The sequence below is a fragment of the Sporosarcina ureae genome (assembly GCF_029267015.1).
GTDB classification, from domain to species: domain Bacteria; phylum Bacillota; class Bacilli; order Bacillales_A; family Planococcaceae; genus Sporosarcina; species Sporosarcina ureae_D.
In genome coordinates this window covers 1-16,209 of sequence record NZ_JARIEA010000060.1, presented here as the reverse complement: position 1 = coordinate 16,209, position 16,209 = coordinate 1, and the positions used below count along the sequence as shown (strand labels likewise).

The 16,209-nt window shown below is 39.2% G+C and carries 20 protein-coding genes; 15 read left to right on the top strand and 5 right to left on the bottom strand.

Annotated features, from left to right (window positions below; all coding sequences use genetic code 11):
• Nucleotides 1-92 precede the first annotated feature (92 nt).
• The 5 genes from opp3b (at nt 93) to ytvA (ending at nt 5,046) form a co-directional block, all read left to right on the top strand.
• Nucleotides 93-1,025 carry an oligopeptide ABC transporter permease gene (opp3b, locus tag Q7P97_RS09800; RefSeq protein WP_303969011.1) on the top strand — a complete coding sequence of 311 codons (933 nt, stop codon included), beginning with the start codon at nt 93-95 and terminating at the stop codon, nt 1,023-1,025.
• Nucleotides 1,025-2,050 carry an oligopeptide ABC transporter permease gene (opp3C, locus tag Q7P97_RS09795; protein ID WP_303969010.1) on the top strand — a complete coding sequence of 342 codons (1,026 nt, stop codon included), beginning with the start codon at nt 1,025-1,027 and terminating at the stop codon, nt 2,048-2,050. Before opp3b ends, opp3C begins: the two co-directional genes overlap by 1 nt.
• A 15-nt stretch (nt 2,051-2,065) precedes the next feature.
• Nucleotides 2,066-3,130, top strand: coding sequence for an ABC transporter ATP-binding protein (locus Q7P97_RS09790; RefSeq protein WP_099693388.1), 1,065 nt, complete (start codon nt 2,066-2,068; stop codon nt 3,128-3,130).
• Nucleotides 3,130-4,062, top strand: coding sequence for an ABC transporter ATP-binding protein (locus tag Q7P97_RS09785; protein ID WP_303969009.1), 933 nt, complete (start codon nt 3,130-3,132; stop codon nt 4,060-4,062). The genes Q7P97_RS09790 and Q7P97_RS09785 overlap by 1 nt, the downstream gene beginning before the upstream one ends.
• 243 nt (nt 4,063-4,305) lie before the next feature.
• On the top strand, nt 4,306-5,046 hold the full coding sequence (ytvA, locus tag Q7P97_RS09780) for a YtvA family blue-light photoreceptor (protein ID WP_303969008.1): 741 nt from the start codon (nt 4,306-4,308) through the stop codon (nt 5,044-5,046).
• A 42-nt stretch (nt 5,047-5,088) separates the two neighbouring features.
• Here the strand turns inward: ytvA and Q7P97_RS09775 are convergent, their stop codons facing one another.
• A complete protein-coding gene (locus tag Q7P97_RS09775; RefSeq protein ID WP_303969007.1) occupies nt 5,089-5,577 on the bottom strand; it encodes a DinB family protein in 489 nt (162 codons plus the stop codon).
• An 81-nt stretch (nt 5,578-5,658) separates the two neighbouring features.
• Here Q7P97_RS09775 and Q7P97_RS09770 point away from each other — a divergent pair, with 81 nt between their 5' ends.
• The 6 genes from Q7P97_RS09770 to Q7P97_RS09745 all read left to right on the top strand — a co-directional run bounded on the left by Q7P97_RS09770 (nt 5,659) and on the right by Q7P97_RS09745 (nt 10,143).
• Nucleotides 5,659-6,297, top strand: a complete 639-nt coding sequence (locus tag Q7P97_RS09770) for a pentapeptide repeat-containing protein (RefSeq protein ID WP_303969006.1) — start codon at nt 5,659-5,661, stop codon at nt 6,295-6,297.
• 168 nt (nt 6,298-6,465) lie between these two features.
• Nucleotides 6,466-7,020, top strand: a complete 555-nt coding sequence (locus tag Q7P97_RS09765) for a GNAT family N-acetyltransferase (protein ID WP_303969005.1) — start codon at nt 6,466-6,468, stop codon at nt 7,018-7,020.
• A 90-nt stretch (nt 7,021-7,110) separates the two neighbouring features.
• Complete coding sequence (gene msrA, locus Q7P97_RS09760; protein WP_303969004.1) at nt 7,111-7,776, top strand: peptide-methionine (S)-S-oxide reductase MsrA; 666 nt, start codon at nt 7,111-7,113, stop codon at nt 7,774-7,776.
• Between the two features lie 96 nt (nt 7,777-7,872).
• Entirely contained in the window at nt 7,873-9,045 is a 1,173-nt protein-coding gene (locus Q7P97_RS09755; RefSeq protein WP_303969003.1) for an MFS transporter, read from the top strand.
• A gap of 11 nt (nt 9,046-9,056) precedes the next feature.
• Complete coding sequence (locus tag Q7P97_RS09750) at nt 9,057-9,641, top strand: histidine phosphatase family protein (protein WP_303969002.1); 585 nt, start codon at nt 9,057-9,059, stop codon at nt 9,639-9,641.
• The gene (locus tag Q7P97_RS09745; RefSeq protein ID WP_303969001.1) at nt 9,631-10,143 is read left to right on the top strand and encodes a YcxB family protein; all 513 of its coding nucleotides are present in this window, start codon (nt 9,631-9,633) and stop codon (nt 10,141-10,143) included. The genes Q7P97_RS09750 and Q7P97_RS09745 overlap by 11 nt, the downstream gene beginning before the upstream one ends.
• A gap of 35 nt (nt 10,144-10,178) precedes the next feature.
• Here the strand turns inward: Q7P97_RS09745 and Q7P97_RS09740 are convergent, their stop codons facing one another.
• Nucleotides 10,179-11,801: an ABC1 kinase family protein gene (locus Q7P97_RS09740; RefSeq protein ID WP_303969000.1), complete on the bottom strand. Its 1,623-nt coding sequence runs from the start codon at nt 11,799-11,801 to the stop codon at nt 10,179-10,181.
• A gap of 30 nt (nt 11,802-11,831) precedes the next feature.
• Nucleotides 11,832-12,023 carry a hypothetical protein gene (locus Q7P97_RS09735; protein WP_303968999.1) on the bottom strand — a complete coding sequence of 64 codons (192 nt, stop codon included), beginning with the start codon at nt 12,021-12,023 and terminating at the stop codon, nt 11,832-11,834.
• A 126-nt stretch (nt 12,024-12,149) separates the two neighbouring features.
• Between Q7P97_RS09735 and Q7P97_RS09730 the strand changes: the two genes are divergently transcribed.
• Entirely contained in the window at nt 12,150-12,296 is a 147-nt protein-coding gene (locus tag Q7P97_RS09730) for a hypothetical protein (protein ID WP_303968998.1), read from the top strand.
• A 52-nt stretch (nt 12,297-12,348) separates the two neighbouring features.
• On the opposite strand, the gene Q7P97_RS09725 is transcribed toward Q7P97_RS09730, so the two are convergent.
• Together Q7P97_RS09725 and Q7P97_RS09720 are read right to left on the bottom strand one after the other, a co-directional pair.
• Nucleotides 12,349-13,095 (bottom strand): AAA family ATPase, encoded by a 747-nt coding sequence (locus Q7P97_RS09725; RefSeq protein ID WP_303968997.1) that lies wholly within the window; start codon nt 13,093-13,095, stop codon nt 12,349-12,351.
• Nucleotides 13,096-13,140: 45 nt separating this feature from the next.
• Complete coding sequence (locus tag Q7P97_RS09720; protein WP_303968996.1) at nt 13,141-13,932, bottom strand: class II aldolase/adducin family protein; 792 nt, start codon at nt 13,930-13,932, stop codon at nt 13,141-13,143.
• Nucleotides 13,933-14,119: 187 nt separating this feature from the next.
• Here Q7P97_RS09720 and Q7P97_RS09715 point away from each other — a divergent pair, with 187 nt between their 5' ends.
• The 3 genes from Q7P97_RS09715 to Q7P97_RS09705 all read left to right on the top strand — a co-directional run.
• Nucleotides 14,120-14,941 carry a Cof-type HAD-IIB family hydrolase gene (locus Q7P97_RS09715; protein ID WP_303968995.1) on the top strand — a complete coding sequence of 274 codons (822 nt, stop codon included), beginning with the start codon at nt 14,120-14,122 and terminating at the stop codon, nt 14,939-14,941.
• A 145-nt stretch (nt 14,942-15,086) separates the two neighbouring features.
• Nucleotides 15,087-15,623: an acyl-CoA thioesterase gene (locus tag Q7P97_RS09710; RefSeq protein WP_303968994.1), complete on the top strand. Its 537-nt coding sequence runs from the start codon at nt 15,087-15,089 to the stop codon at nt 15,621-15,623.
• Nucleotides 15,624-15,862: 239 nt separating this feature from the next.
• Nucleotides 15,863-16,209: rhodanese-like domain-containing protein (locus tag Q7P97_RS09705; RefSeq protein WP_303968993.1), on the top strand; the 347-nt coding region annotated here is incomplete at its 3' end.

Genomic DNA, 16,209 nt, shown 5'->3' with positions numbered 1-16,209 from the left:
ATAGTTGCAATATTTAAAAAGTATTTTGTCGAAAAATGTCAAGTGATTACTAATAAGTAAAGTAAGAAACTCTTTTGGAGGTGTAACGTACCGTGGTTAAGTATATTGGAAAACGCATAGTATATATGTTTATAACGTTGTTTTTAATTGCAACTGCCTCTTTTTTCCTCATGCAGACATTGCCAGGTTCACCAATTGCTTCTTACAATAAGTTGAATGATACACAAAAAGCAATTGTTGAAAAAAAATATGGAATCGATAAGCCTAAGCCTGTGCAGTATGCAATCTATATGAAAAATTTGGCTAAAGGTGACTTGGGGACGTCCTTTGTATTTAAAGGTAAAAGTGTCAACGATTTATTGGCTACTAGATTAAAACCTTCTTTAATCTTGGGAGCGCAAGCGATGGTCTTCGGGACTATTGTCGGAATCCTACTAGGTATGCTTGCCGCTTTGAAGCATAATACATTCTGGGATTACGGAAGCACCTTTTTAGCGATACTCGGTATTTCCATTCCGTCCTTTGTGTTTGCATCATTGTTGCAATATTGGATTGCTTCAGAGTGGCATCTATTACCGGTCGGTTTGTGGAATGACGGTTGGAAGTCAAGTGTCCTGCCATCGCTTGCACTCGCTATGGGGCCACTAGCCCTATCCGCGCGCTTTATACGGACTGAGATGATAGAAGTATTGAATTCAGATTATATTATTTTAGCAAAAGCAAAAGGTGCCAATGGCTTTGAAATTGCTTTCAAACACGCATTCCGAAATGCATTAATTCCTTTAATCACGGTTCTTGGACCACTTGCAGCTGGTTTGGTAACAGGTTCACTAGTAGTAGAACAAATTTTTGCTATTCCAGGAATTGGTGAGCAATTCGTATCGTCTATCATGACGAATGACCATGCAACGATCATGGGTACGACATTAATGTTCTCAGCCTTCCTTATTGTAGTTATTTTTATTGTGGATATTTTATACGGGGTTATCGATCCACGTATCCGCGTGTCTGGAGGTAAGGGATAATGCGTATTGAAAACGAACAAGAAAAATTAACACCAGAAGATTTTGAGCGAGTGACCATTGACGCACATCATTCCGAACGTATAGAGAAACCAAGTTTGAGTTTCTGGCAAGATGCATGGTTAGGACTCCGTAAAAATAAAGCAGCTATTATCAGTATGGTCGTTCTTCTATTAGTTATACTAATGGCATTAATCGGTCCACATTTAAACGGGCATGCGGGCGACACGCAAAACTTACGTCACGCAAACTTACCACCTAAAATTCCTGGTATTGAAGCAACAGGACTTTTTGATGGGGACGGTAAATTGGCAGGGAAAACTGTCAATTTATACGAGATGAAGAAAGTTGACGAGTATTATTGGTTTGGTACAGATGGACTTGGTCGTGATTTATTTACACGACTTTGGGAAGGTTCTCGTGTATCACTATTCATCGCATTCGTAGCCGCGGCTATTGATATGGTTATAGGGGTAGCATATGGTGGGATTTCCGGATACTTTGGTGGACGAACAGATGACATCATGCAACGGATTGTTGAGATATTGATCGGTATACCTACATTAATTGTCGTCATTTTGATGATTATGATTATGGACCCAGGAATAACTGCGATAATTGTCGCAATAACCATAACCGGTTGGATAGGGATGTCGCGGATTGTACGAGCACAAACATTAAAATATAAATCCCAGGAATTCGTTTTGGCTTCACGTACGCTAGGTGCCAAGGATGGCAAAATCATTACAAAGCACTTGTTGCCGAATATGCTTGGAATTATTATCATCAATACAATGTTCACGATTCCAAATGCCATTTTCTTTGAAGCGTTTCTCAGCTTTATCGGAATTGGACTTCAGCCACCAGCTGCTTCATTAGGTACATTGATCAATGACGGATATAAAGTGATGGAGAATCAACCATACGTCTTATTGTTCCCGGCTATTGTGATCAGTGTTCTCATGATTGCATTTAACTTGATTGGTGATGGACTGCGTGATGCACTAGATCCTAAAATGAAAGATTAAGAGGAGGAGAGCAAGTTGACAAAAATATTAGAAGTAAAAGACCTCGAGCTTTCCTTCCATACATTTGCAGGTGAAGTGAAAGCTATCCGTGGTGTAAACTTTGATTTACACAAAGGTGAAACGCTCGCAATCGTAGGTGAGTCGGGATCAGGTAAATCAGTAACAACGAAATCGATCATGCGACTTCTTCCGGAGTCGAGTGCAGAATATAAAAATGGAGAAATCTTATTTGAAGGAAAAGATCTAACGAAGATCCCTGAAAAAGATATGCAAAAGATTCGTGGGAAAGATATTTCGATGATCTTCCAGGATCCGATGACTTCATTAAACCCGACTATGACAATTGGTAGACAAATTATGGAACCCATCTTGAAACACCAGAAGCTGAACAAGTCAGCAGCACGCAAGCAGACGATTGAGTTATTGAATCTTGTAGGCATTCCTAATGCAGAAAATCGTTATAAAATGTATCCGCATCAATTTTCAGGTGGGCAACGCCAGCGTATTGTTATCGCAATTGCGCTAGCATGTAACCCGAAAGTGCTGATCGCAGATGAGCCAACTACGGCACTAGATGTAACGATTCAAGCGCAAATTCTAGAGTTAATGAAAGAAATCCAGAAAAAGACTGATACATCTATCATATTTATCACGCACGACCTAGGCGTTGTAGCAAACGTTGCAGACCGAGTAGCAGTTATGTATGGTGGTCGAATTGTTGAAATAGGCACTGTGGATGAAATCTTCTATAATCCACAACACCCATATACTTGGGGATTGCTAAGCTCTATGCCGTCCATGGATTTGGCGGATCAAAAACTTTATGCGATTCCGGGAACACCGCCTGATTTATTGAATCCTCCAAAAGGTGATGCTTTCGCGTTGCGGAGCGAATATGCCATGAAGATTGATATGGAACGTCGGGCTCCGTTCTTTAAAGTGAGTGATACACATTACGCTGCGACATGGTTATTGCACCCGCAAGCACCACAGGTTGAACCGCCAGCGCTTGTGATTGAACGTATGAAAACATTTAAGGGTAGCCGGTACTATGTTGAACAGACGGGAGGTACTGTGTGATGTCAGATAATTTAATTGAAGTACGTAATTTGAAACAATATTTTAACGCTGGGAAATCAACTGAAGTACGTGCGATTGATGATATTAGCTTCACTATTAAACGTGGAGAAACATTCGGTTTAGTAGGGGAGTCAGGTTGTGGTAAATCCACAACAGGGCGTACTATGATCCGACTATATGATGCCACAGCTGGTCAAGTTCTTTATAATGGTGTAGATGTTCATGCACCTAAAAGTAAAAAAGAAAATCACGCATTGAATAGAAAGATGCAAATGATTTTCCAAGATCCTTATGCTTCATTGAATCCGAGAATGAAAGTCCTAGATATTATCGCTGAAGGACTCGATATACATGGTCTAGTAAAAGGCAAAGCCGATCGCAAGCAACGAGTAATTGATTTGCTTGAAACTGTAGGATTGAATCGTGAGCACGCTGAACGTTACCCTCATGAGTTCTCAGGTGGACAGCGTCAACGTATCGGAATTGCTCGTGCATTAGCCGTAGATCCCGAATTCATCATTGCGGATGAGCCAATATCGGCACTCGACGTTTCTATTCAAGCGCAAGTCGTAAACTTGTTGAAGGAATTACAGGAAGAGAAGGGCTTGACGTATTTATTTATTGCCCACGATTTATCAATGGTTAAATATATCTCCGATCGCATTGGTGTAATGTACTTTGGTAAACTGGTAGAGATGGCTCCAGCGGATGAATTATACCGAAATCCGATGCATGCATATACGAAGTCTCTACTGTCAGCAATCCCTTTACCGGACCCAATTTATGAGCGTTCACGTGTACGCCATCCGTATAATCCGAAAGATCATCAATACGAACCAGAGGATAAAGTGGAATTTCGTGAAGTTGCTCCTGAACACTTTGTATTGTGCTCAGAAAAAGAATTTAACGAGATGCAAGTTGCACGTGTATAAGATAGAAACTCCTCTGACGTATGAAAAGTCAGGGGAGTTTTTTCTTCTATCGGTTGAAAAAATCTTCAAGTAAATCACCGTGTTCACTGGGATATTTATAGATATTTCTGTTAATGCAGATAGATTACTCTAGTTTCCAAGTCTTATATAGAAGAATATGCTACTATAAATAAAAGAATCTATTGAAAACGACGGGATGTGTGAAAAATAAAGAATTTAGCAGACGCGATACAAAAACAGTTAATGGAAGCATTGATTAATGGAAGTAGAGTTTCAGCAATCGTGACAGATGCATCACAAGATGACAACCCTATTATTTTTGTAAACAAAACATTTGAAACGATGACGGGCTATACCGAAGATGAGGTATTGGGGCGTAATTGCAGATTTCTACAAGGAGAGGATACGGATCCGTCTACTGTGATGAAAGTTAGAAGAGCGGTAGCAGAAAGGAATCCTCTTACAGTTGTATTAAAAAACTATAAAAAGGACGGTAGTCTATTTTGGAATCGCTTAAGCATCCGTCCTATTACTATTGAAGGTAGGAATTTCTTTATTGGAACACAGACAGACGTTTCTGTACAATACAAACAAATAGAAGAACTTCACAGCAAAGATCATGAGATTGAACAGCTTATGCTTCCTATTATGATGATTTACGATAACTTAGCAGCTGTTTCGCTAATCGGTCAGATGAATGAAGAACGATTTGATTTGCTAATCAAAAAGTTAAGTAGTTTTGTCCACTCTCAAGAAGTGGATCATGTAATGGTTGATGTTACAGGTCTCTATTGGCATGAAGAAACTTCTATAGAACGGCTTTTGGAAATACAACAAGTTTTGGAGCTCATGGGCAGCAGTTTATATCTCACGGGAGTCTCTCCGGATCTGGCGCGTAAGTTGGTGGCAGCTAAAGATCCGAATCAAGAGTTGAAAACATATTCAAGTATTCAACAAGCGATTTTTTATATTGAAGGAAAATAAAGTGACCCCCACTATACAGAAGTGTGATAGTGGGGGTTTTTTTCAGATACCGATTTGGTTTTTAACTTCTTTAATTTGCTCAATATGACGTAACTCGTGATAGCCGATAAATGGAATCCACTGTGTAAGGCTCATTTCGCCAAAAACAGGGTGCGGATAAGATTTCACTGCTAATTGATCTTCTGTTGCGCTTTTGGCAACTTCACGTAAAGCGGTATGAGTGGCAGAAAGCTTAGACTTTAACTCATCTAGCGTAGAATAGTCATCTGTCGGTGTAGCGAAGTCAGGTGCTTCTACTTTGGTTGAGCGATCTACTGTGAGCTGGATCGGCTTGTCTGTTGTGATATTCTGCTCATCGGAAGCGAGCTGTTTCTGAATGGTTTTAGTGACTCCGCCTTCCATCAAATACAGATGTTCCAAAAGTTGTTTGATGGACCATTCGTTTTCAGAAGGCTTTTGATTGATTTTTTCATCTGATAGCTTTTCTACTTGCGCTAATAATTCTTTGCGTGCTTGATTATTAATTTCCATTATCGTCACCTCTTTTTATAATAGTACCATTTACTGGGCCGTAATTCTTTTGAGAAAGCCTGAAGAAAAGGAGAAAATATAATGAAACGCAATCAACCTAGAATTCCTGATCACTTACTATCCGTGCAGCTACAAGATGTACGACATGATGAAGATCCCTTTTTGCAGAATGCATGTATAGTTGATGAAAGACTCGACGGGCAAACAATTGAGCGTGTTCAATTTACTAGCATGCTCATTAAGAATTCAAGTTTTCAAGGAGCTTTTCTACCAGAACTTTTTGTTACAGATGTTCGGTTTGAAAACTGTGATTTTTCTAATGCAGACTTGACCGGAATAAGCATTCATCGCGTAAGCTTTCATAATTGCAAAATGCTCGGTGTGAACTTTACGAATTCTCGATTCACCGACGTCTTGTTTGAGGAATGTATATGTAACCTTTCTGCGTTTGTTCATGCAAAATGGGAAAGAGTCTGGTTCGACAAATGTCAGGTGAAAGACGCAGATTTCTTTGATTGTAAACTAAAACACACATACTTTATAAAAAGCAATCTGGATTCTGCCAGTTTTGACGAAACACCTTTAAAAGGTGTGGAGATTAGAACCTCAGAATTCGAAAGTATGACTGTATCAATAAAAGAATTGGAAGGTTGTATTGTATCCTCTTTACAAGCAATTCAATTCGCCTCAATGTTGGGGTTAGAGATCCGCGATGAATAAAGCCTTGCTAGGAAATACTAAAATCGCATAAAATATGTAATCACGATATTCCTTTCATTCTCTTACTATTCCAAATACCTAAGTTGACTTTCTTTTCCGACAGACTTAAAGTAGATATATGATAGAAGGGAATAGGGAGAAGTAACTACTGGAGAAAGGGGTTAGGATATGTTCGTGCATCAAGTATCAGAGGATATTTCATTAAAACTTGTAGGACAGAAAGACGCAGAAGTTTTGTTTGCCTTGGTGGATGAGTCAAGAGAATATCTACGGGAGTGGTTGCCGTGGGTGGATTCAATGACTGATGCGGATCAGTACGGTCCTATTATTGAAGCTTGGTTACAGCAATTTGCTGAAGAAGATGGATTTCAAGCGGGGATTCTATATAAAGGAAACCTAGCTGGCTTCGCAGGATTTCATTCAGTAAACTATGCAAATAAGCAAACAAGTATTGGTTTTTGGCTAGCAGAGGCATATCAAGGAAAAGGTATTATGCATGCTGTGGTATCCTCACTGCTCGACTATGCTTTTGACGAATACAATGTACATCGTGTGGAAATTCGCTGTGGTACGGAAAATAAAAAAAGTCGGGCGATTCCTGAACGATTAGGGTTTAAGAAAGAAGGAATCATTCGTGATGGCGAGTACTTGTATGATCATTATCATGACTTAATCGTATATAGTATGCTTGAAGATGATTGGAAAAAGCACAAGAAATCTTGATGCGTTTCTTACAGAGTCCACCTTTACATGGGCTCTTTTTTATATTTATATTTCCATTATAGTGAGATTAATATGGAGGAGTGTTTCGACTTGCTAACTATCAGTGAAATGGAAAAAGAACTAGTACAGAACGGCGAAATGGAAACTGCAACATTTGGAATGGGCTGTTTTTGGGGTCCTGAAGCACGCTTCGGTAGCTTACAGGGTGTAATAAGGACAAGGGTGGGCTATGCAGGCGGTACTACGGTTGCCCCCACTTACAAGACAATCGGAGATCATACTGAAACGGTGGAAATCGATTACGATCCGAAGATTATTTCATACGAAGAAATACTACTTCATTTTTGGCGTAATCACTATCCTAATCGAGATCAATATAAAGGACAACAATACATCTCTTCATTGCGTTATCGTACTGATGAACAAAAACAGATGATTATTCAAGTGAGATATGAAATGGAGAAAGAGCTTGGGGAGCAGATTGAAACGGAAGTCACGAAATTAGAACGATTCACACTAGCTGAATCACGTCATCAGAAATACTATTTGAAGCGCTACCCAAATGTTTTGGAGCAGTTAGATCCTCTATATGCTTCTGAAGAATCGTTAATAGGTTCAACATTTGCTGCAAGATTAAATGGTTTCGTCAAAGGGTTTAGCACGCGAGATCAAATTTTGACTGAAATTGAAAGCTGGCCACTACATGAAAATGCACGTCAACATCTCATTCGGCATTTTTTGAAAATAAAGTGGTGAAATCAATAAACTGTCGAATCTTTTCTTCTTGTAACTTCATTCCGCGCTTGCTATGATGTTCCAATATCAACATAGAATGAACGTAGGAGAGAGTAAATGAAAAAGGAATCTATCACATTAGGGCTACTGTTGACGAATTTACTGATCGCCTTTTTAGGAATTGGATTAGTCATTCCTGTCATGCCTAGATTAATGAATGAATTACATATAACAGGTACAGTGGTGGGCTATATGGTTGCAATTTTTGCCATGGCGCAGTTGCTAGTTTCTCCTTTATCAGGAAGATGGGTCGATACATTTGGTCGGAAAAAGATGATTGTCATCGGCTTGATCATTTTTAGTTCATCAGAGTTTTTATTTGGTGTAGGACAAACATTGCCAGTGCTGTTTGCTTCCCGAATTTTGGGTGGAGTCAGTGCGGCTTTCATTATGCCAGCTGTTACGGCGTTTATTGCGGATATTACGACGATGGAAACACGCTCTAAGGCGTTAGGTTTTATGTCTGCTGCGATTTCCACAGGCTTTATATTAGGGCCGGGTATTGGTGGATTTTTAGCTGGATATGGCACGCGGGTTCCTTTCTTCTTTGCAGGTGGGCTTGCCTTGGTCGCAGCGATTTTTTCTTTTATCGCTTTGCGTGAACCTGAACGATATCAGGAAGCGGTGGCAGAGGATGTAACTAAGCCTGGATTAAAGAGGATTTTTGCCCGTCATTATTTCATCGTTTTTATCATTATTTTAATACTATCTTTTGGTCTCGCATCATTTGAATCGATTTTTAGTTTGTTTGTGGATCATAAATTTGGATTTACACCAAAAGATATTGCAATCATCATTACAGGAAGCGGTCTAGTTGGGGCTGTTGCGCAAGTACTGTTATTCGATAAGCTTGCCAGGACAATAGGGGAGAAACGTTTGATTTTCTTTTGTCTGATCTTTTCTTCGATTTTAGTCTTCCTCGCGACGTTCGTACAGAGTTATTTTGCTGTATTGGCCGTTACGATGATTATCTTTGTAGGATTTGATTTAATACGACCTGCAGCCACTTCTTATTTATCTAAAGTTGCTGGCAATGAACAGGGATTTGTTGGCGGTATGAACTCGATGTTCACTAGTATTGGAAATGTGTTTGGACCGATCATAGGTGGAGCGTTGTTCGATGTCGATGTAGATTATCCTTTCTATTTCGGTGCGTTTGTATTAATGCTTGGAGTAGCACTTAATTATTTATGGATTAAAAGAACACCAGCTTTCAGACCTAATATCTAGGAGGGATTTCATTGACCATCGTAGGTTTTGTTCGACACGGTGTGACTGCTTGGAATAAAGAAGGTCGCGCACAAGGGAGTTCGAATATTCCTTTAGACGAGGAAGGTATAGAGGCTGCGAAGATGCTAGCATCACGCTTGGCAGAAGAAGATTGGGATATCATTTTCACGAGCCCAATGACCCGCGCTAGGCAAACGGCGGATCTACTTGCAGAACAGTCTGGGATAGAAGTGATAGAAGATCACCGTCTGCGTGAGCGAAGTGGCGGAATGATTGAAGGTACGACGGAACAAGAGCGCCAGCAGAAGTGGGGACCACTATGGAAAGAATTAGATTTACAATTTGAGACTGGAGAGAGTGTAGTGGCTAGAGGTCTTGAATTTGTGAATGAACAGGTTCAAAAGTTTCCTAATCAGCGTCTACTCTTCGTCAGTCATGGAAGTTTTATTAAACGAATAGTTGTTGCACTAATGGAAGATGAAAATTATGCTGTAAAGATCGATAACACTTCCTTAACAGTGTTAGATGTAGAAAAGAAAAGTTGTGTATTGTTGAATGATACGGCACACTTAGCAGGAGGAACAGATGGAGATTGAGTATGCATTGACCGAGGAAGATGTTGTTGCATTTAATTTATACCATGTGAAAAATTCTAAGGTAGGAAAAAACTCACTACAATGGCAACGATATATATCCCCACTCATATTTTTATTGTTTGCTTACTTTTTGTCTGTTTTTACAGACATGCCAAGAGGTCCGCTGTTTGCGACATTTGGTTTGACCGTTATTTTATGGGTGATGTTATATCCAAAGTATTTCTATTTCCACATCACGCGACAAGTACGTAAGATGCTGAAAGGTGGAAAAAATGAAGGTCTTGTTGGGAAGCATACAATGAACATGAACAAGGCGGGTATACACGATAAAACAGTAGTTGGTGAAACGAATGTACAATGGATTGGGGTAAAGAATCTGATTGAAGATGCTGAGTACTTTTATATCTACACTAGTACTGTTAGCGCATATATTATACCGAAACGAGATGTCTATTCAGTAGATGGGTTAAAGACCTATGTACAAAAGCGAATGAATGCATAATAAAGACTCAGAGTTTATTATAAACTCTGAGTTTTTTAATTTTCTAGTCGACGATATCGCCAGAAAGAAATCACTAGAACAATACTTGAACCTATTGCCAATGTAGAATAATCGTCAAGTAAACTATACGCAAGAGTACCGAAAGAACCCACTGCCATAATACCTGCGAATAAACGGTTTTGCATCTTTATTTGGAATTTGCGATGGTCTATATCGCGTTGTTTCAAATAGCTATGGATTGCTGCAGGTTGCTCCAAAAAGGAAGAGATTCTCGGTCCAAAACTGCGAATCTGCCCTACACCGTTTAATAACGAGCGTTGAAACTCTTTAGGATTAGTAAACGGATTTTTTTCTTTACTCTTCTGCTTAGCCCATTCCACTAAACGTGGTTTAGTGATTGCGAGTAAATCGATTGTGGGATCTAGTATATAGAGAACACCAACAAATACGGATACTGCGCGACCAAGAAAAGCAAAGTCAGCTGGCATTTGTACAGGTTGTGTTCGGACAATGACTTGCAGATCCTGGAGAAGATTCTCCACAACGAGCCCATTCATATCATATAAATCATGTGATTCGTATGCTTTTACGACTTTCTCGATAGCATTGGCCAGCACTTTTCGATCCGCGTTGGGTAGTAAGAAGTTCATCTTTTCTAAGCCATCGATAACTCTATCGTATTGCTTGAAGATGACACCTTCTGTAACTACGAACATTGCATCTGCATTTTCCTGTGTAATATTGACGACCATACCGAAATCAATCAATACAAGCGTCCCATCTGAACGTATGAGTATATTGCCACCATGAGGATCAGCATGGAATTGACCACCTTCAAGAATTTGTTCTAAGAACAAACGAAACAAGCGGTCAGATAATTTTTTACGATCGATATGATGTTTTTCCAGAAATGGAATGTCAGTTATTTTGGAGCCTTCTATCCACTCCATTACAAGAACCTTTTTAGTTGTATATTCATCATAATAAACTGGGAACTTGACCCCTGCCATGTCGGGAAATCGTTCAGCGAAACCTCGTCCGTTCTTCATTTCTTCAACAAAGTTTAGTTCTGCGCCTATCACATCTGTCATTTCTTGATACAATAAATCTAAATCGATTTGTTTGCCTACGGAAGATACCTTCTTAGCCAGCCAAATGACAATTCGTACGGCCTTAAAATCTGCACGTAAAATACGCTCGATATCGGGACGTTGAATTTTTATGGCGACTTCTGAACCATTATGTAAAACTGCTTTATAAACTTCGCCAATGGATGCAGATGCTACAGGCTTTGATGTAATATCCTTTAGATATTCGCTGTGAGGTTTTTCCCATTCATCGTCTAGCAATTGTAATGCCTTATCAGAAGGAACCGGTGTAACTTGATCAGTAAGGCCTTCTAATTCTGCAATGAATGATGCGGGCATGATGTCTGCACGTGTAGAAAGGAACTGCCCTAGTTTGACAAGTAACCCACCTAATTCAAGTGCTGTCTTTTTGTAGACTTTTGCTTGGTTTGTAACCAGCGTATTCCACTGATTGGTGACGGTAGGTGTAAAATTACCTCGATGGCGTCTTTGAAATAATATTATTTGAGTGAAAAATACGATTGCCATCCATACAATGCGTGTAATACGGTAACTAGCAGAACGCTTCATAGGCAGCTCCTCTTTCTGCAACTATCATTTTTATCTGTTGTCAGGTTTCATTTCTTTTAAGCCCATTCTCATAGCAGCTACAGCACTCGTCACATTTAATATGACAGCAACCGCTAAAAAGAACCATTTTAATTTCTCGGGTAAATCCAGAAAAATCGCTAAAAATAGAAATGTAAAACCAATGACAAGCATTAGCAAATAGATAGACAATTTTTTAGGCACAAGTAGTCCACCTTCCTTAGGTAGTACCCTTATTGTAGCATGAAAAAACAAGGAATTTAAAAAGCGCGTTTTATTTCACGTTTTCGGGGAATAATATAGTCATTCAATTAGACAGGAGTGTGGAAAATGACGAAAAGTTATGCAGATACACCTGGAAATGATAATGAAAAAAGTTCAGCAAAACTAGCCAATGAAGCAGCAAAAAAAGCTGAAAAACAAGTAGAAGAAATTAAAAAAGATGCACGAAAGCAAGCAGAAAAAGAAAATAAGTAATGTCAAAAAGCGATTATTTCCGAGAGAATAATCGCTTTTTAGTGATATATAGTCATTTTAGCAAATAATGTAGCATTCGATCTTTGTCGTCAAAAAACTGCTTCATAATCTGGTAGTGACTTGTCTGTTCCAATGTCGTTTCATATGCACCTTCATCTGTAAATTCGATAATTTTTGCACCTGGATAAGATAATAGAAGGGGCGAATGTGTTGCGATCATGAACTGTGATTCTTCACCCACTAAATCGTGAATCCTACTTAGCATGGAAAGTTGACGCATAGGTGATAATGCAGCTTCTGGTTCATCCAGTAAGTAGATGCCATTACCCCTAAAACGATGAATGAAAGTCGACCAAAATGATTCGCCATGAGACTGTTCATGTAATGATGTCCCTCCAAAGCTGTCTATAATCCGAGGACTCGTACCAGGTGCATGATCGAGCTCTTCAATTGTCGTCGCCAAGTTGTAGAAAGTTTCTGCACGCAGAAAAAATCCATCTTTCGGTCGGGAAACGCCTTTTATGAGTGTGATATATTCATCTAAGATAGAATGAGAATCGTAAGTGGAAAAATTGAAGTTCAGTGAACCGCCTTCTGGATTAAAACCAAAAGAAACTGCGATTGCCTCAAGTAATGTAGATTTCCCCATCCCGTTCTCTCCAACGAAAAACGTCACATTAGGATGAAAATCCAACTCAGTGAGTGTATTGATACTAGGTAAATGAAAGGGATAGTGTTCAAAAGATGGAACTATGTCCCGCTTCAAACGCATTCCACGAATGAATTGTTTGGAATACATAAGCTGACCCCCTTTTTATGACAGATGACAAAGGATGAAGATAGATTAATCCAATAGATCCGGTTCGTCACTTACAATCATTTCCCATAGCGGCTGGAAGTTTTCCCAACCATCGATATCTCTTCCTACCTGCTTGGCGGTGTTAGCAGCATACTCTGCAGGGATCGGATTGACAATCCCTGCTGCCTCCGCAAGTAATTGAACTTGGCAAGAACGCTCAAGCGTAATAAACCAAAATGCAGCAGCATCAACAGTCTGGCCAACAGTTAAGGGACCGTGATTTTTAAGGAACATTGCCTTGTTATTCGCTAGTGCGTTTGCAACTTTTACTCCTTCATTATCTTCATACACTACACCAGAAAACTCGTCCAATACAGAGTGATCATTGTAGAATGCACAAGCATCTTGTGTTAACGGATCGATCAATCTACCTGTAGATGCCCAAGTTTTTCCGTACACAGGATGTAAGTGAACTGAAGCTGTAATATCCTCTCTGGCTTCATGAATCGCGGAGTGGATCACTAGAGCCGATTTGTGAAGAGAATATTTACCTTCTACGACTTCTCCGTCTGGATTTACTAAGACAAGATCGGATGCTTTGATCTTGCCAAATGGTATACCGTACGGATTCACCCACATATGATCCTTGAATTCTGGATCGCGATACGTTGCGTGACCTGCAACACCTTCTGTAAAGCCAAAACGGCTAAATAGTCGGAATGCACCTGCTAATCGCTGTTTATTATGTTGGCGTTCTTCGTCAAGGGTGGTGAATATAGGATATTGTAAATAATCAATTACATTCTTACCGCTTACACGTTCTTCGCTGAAATTCATGAAATATTCCTCCACATACTTAGTAATTAGATGTTCTTTAAAAAGAATAACGTGATTTTACGAAAATATCAAACTTAATTTCATTATTTTATTACTTCTAACATCAATAATAGGCAACTTCACAGCATGTCTGATAAGTAATTGGTAAACTACATGGTAGATAATGAGATTCGAAAGGGGCATGAAAATGAATTCAGATAAAAAAATTGTATTCTTTGATTTAGACGATACTTTAATGAATCATGATAAAACGATTTTAGAATCAACTAAACAATCACTTACAGCATTGCGTAAGAAGGGGATCTACACTGTGATATGTACTGGCAGAGCGCCGCTGATGTTCAAATCGTTGCTAGAGGAACTAGAATTTGATTCCTACGTATCCATGAATGGCCAGCATGTAGTTTGGAAAGGAAAAGTAATCTATTCGAATCCTATGAAACCTGAAGTTATTCAGCAACTTACCGAACTTGCTCATAAAAATGGTCATGGATTAACGTACTCCACGTTCGAGTCGTTTGTTACGAACGCTGAAGCGCATCCCCTTGTACAAGAAGGAACAGCGCGATTAAGAATACCTTATCCTGTCGTCGATCCGGAAGTATATTCCCATTCTGACGTGAATCAGGTTCAGATATACTCTACGCCAAAAGAAACGGAAGAATATATGGAATTATTTAAGGGTTACTCTTTTGTCAGATGGGATGAAAGCTCTGTGGATATGTTGCCTGAAGGGGCCTCTAAGGCAATTGGTATTCAAAAGATATTAGAACATGTGGATATTCCTACTGAAAATAGCTATGCATTTGGAGACGGTGCAAATGATATGCAAATGATCGAGGCAGTAGGCACTGGAATAGTAATGGATAATGGAATACCGGAATTGAAAGAAATAGCGGATTTTGTGACCGCTTCTTGTTCAGAGGATGGAATAATGAGAGGTTTACTTCAAGTAGGTTTACTGGAAGAGAGAGACATTCCATTACTTCAACAAAACTGTAAACACTAAGTCGAACGATATAAAAAGAAAATCATTCTTGACAGTTGTGTGAACGAAGAGTATATTTAGATGATATACAAATGGAGAATATTTTAATTTTTCAAATTACTTATAGAGTAGTTTGGTTCACTTCTTAGAGGAGGCCGTGTTTACAATGAAACTAGAAAAGCAGTGTCGGGATTCAAGGGTCGTACGGACGAGCAGGGTATTTCCTAATGACGTCAACAACCATAATACGTTGTTTGGCGGACGTTTAATGAGCGATATAGATCAAATCGCATCGATTTCAGCAGCCCGACACAGCAGAGCAGATTGTGTTACGGCATCTATGGATTCCGTCGACTTCCTGTATCCAATTCGTCCTTCTGATTCAGTCTGTTTTGAGTCATACGTGACGTGGACTGGAAAATCTTCCATGGAGATTTTCGTAAAAGTTATTGCAGAGGATTTAGCAACGGGTAGTTGTAAAATAGCGGCAACTTCATTATTGACATTTGTTGCATTGGATGAGAACAAAAAGCCTTTAACTGTTCCACGTGTTATTCCTTTAACGGAAGAGGAAATATATTTGCATGAAACTGCACCACAACGCGCAGAAATCCGTAAAATGCGAAAACAACAGAGTAAGGAATTGGCAACAGTGTTAACGAATAATTACCCATGGCATGATCCAGTACAAGTGAATGCGTAAGAATACTCAGTCAACTTCGTTTGACTGAGTATTTTTATAAAAGGATGTATAAATTCCAATACTATGATCCATACTACTAATAGATAGGACGTTCTCTAATTCATTTTCTTGGAGGATACCTATCTTTTTATTGTTCAAAAATATATTCGACCATATAAAACATCAAAATGTATCAGAAAATAGTTAGTTAAAGCTATAATGGGAAAGAATATAGTGAAAGTAAGGGGATGGATCCAATTATGGTTAAAACGATTACTGCAGAGGAATTATTCAAGAAAATAAAAGCTGAACAAGAACTTGTCCTACTAGATGTACGTGCTGAGGATAAATATAATCAATTCCATATCGAAGCAAACACGGTAGAAGATTTAAACGTACCGAAAACAGAAATCTTTGCGTTAGAAAACGAAGTGGAAAAAGTGATCCCACAGTTGACGAAAAATAGAGAAATGATTATTACGTGTACAACAGGAAATTCTGCGACTAAATGTGCAACCATTCTTTCTAGTAAAGATTACGATGTTACGGTATTGGAAGGCGGAATAACTGCGTGGAAAGAATATGTCAGTAACGAGTCAATTGAACG

Bases quoted from the DNA above. Each gene is read 5' to 3' on its own strand.
- Q7P97_RS09740 (WP_303969000.1), bottom strand. From the start codon at position 11,801: ATGAAGCGTTCTGCTAGTTACCGTATTACACGCATTGTATGGATGGCA.
- opp3C (WP_303969010.1), top strand. From the start codon at position 1,025: ATGCGTATTGAAAACGAACAAGAAAAATTAACACCAGAAGATTTTGAG.
- Q7P97_RS09730 (WP_303968998.1), top strand. From the start codon at position 12,150: ATGACGAAAAGTTATGCAGATACACCTGGAAATGATAATGAAAAAAGT.
- Q7P97_RS09720 (WP_303968996.1), bottom strand. From the start codon at position 13,932: ATGAATTTCAGCGAAGAACGTGTAAGCGGTAAGAATGTAATTGATTAT.
- Q7P97_RS09725 (WP_303968997.1), bottom strand. From the start codon at position 13,095: ATGTATTCCAAACAATTCATTCGTGGAATGCGTTTGAAGCGGGACATA.
- Q7P97_RS09765 (WP_303969005.1), top strand. From the start codon at position 6,466: ATGTTCGTGCATCAAGTATCAGAGGATATTTCATTAAAACTTGTAGGA.
- Q7P97_RS09785 (WP_303969009.1), top strand. From the start codon at position 3,130: ATGTCAGATAATTTAATTGAAGTACGTAATTTGAAACAATATTTTAAC.
- ytvA (WP_303969008.1), top strand. From the start codon at position 4,306: ATGGAAGCATTGATTAATGGAAGTAGAGTTTCAGCAATCGTGACAGAT.
- Q7P97_RS09715 (WP_303968995.1), top strand. From the start codon at position 14,120: ATGAATTCAGATAAAAAAATTGTATTCTTTGATTTAGACGATACTTTA.
- Q7P97_RS09755 (WP_303969003.1), top strand. From the start codon at position 7,873: ATGAAAAAGGAATCTATCACATTAGGGCTACTGTTGACGAATTTACTG.
- Q7P97_RS09745 (WP_303969001.1), top strand. From the start codon at position 9,631: ATGGAGATTGAGTATGCATTGACCGAGGAAGATGTTGTTGCATTTAAT.
- Q7P97_RS09710 (WP_303968994.1), top strand. From the start codon at position 15,087: ATGAAACTAGAAAAGCAGTGTCGGGATTCAAGGGTCGTACGGACGAGC.
- Q7P97_RS09775 (WP_303969007.1), bottom strand. From the start codon at position 5,577: ATGGAAATTAATAATCAAGCACGCAAAGAATTATTAGCGCAAGTAGAA.
- Q7P97_RS09770 (WP_303969006.1), top strand. From the start codon at position 5,659: ATGAAACGCAATCAACCTAGAATTCCTGATCACTTACTATCCGTGCAG.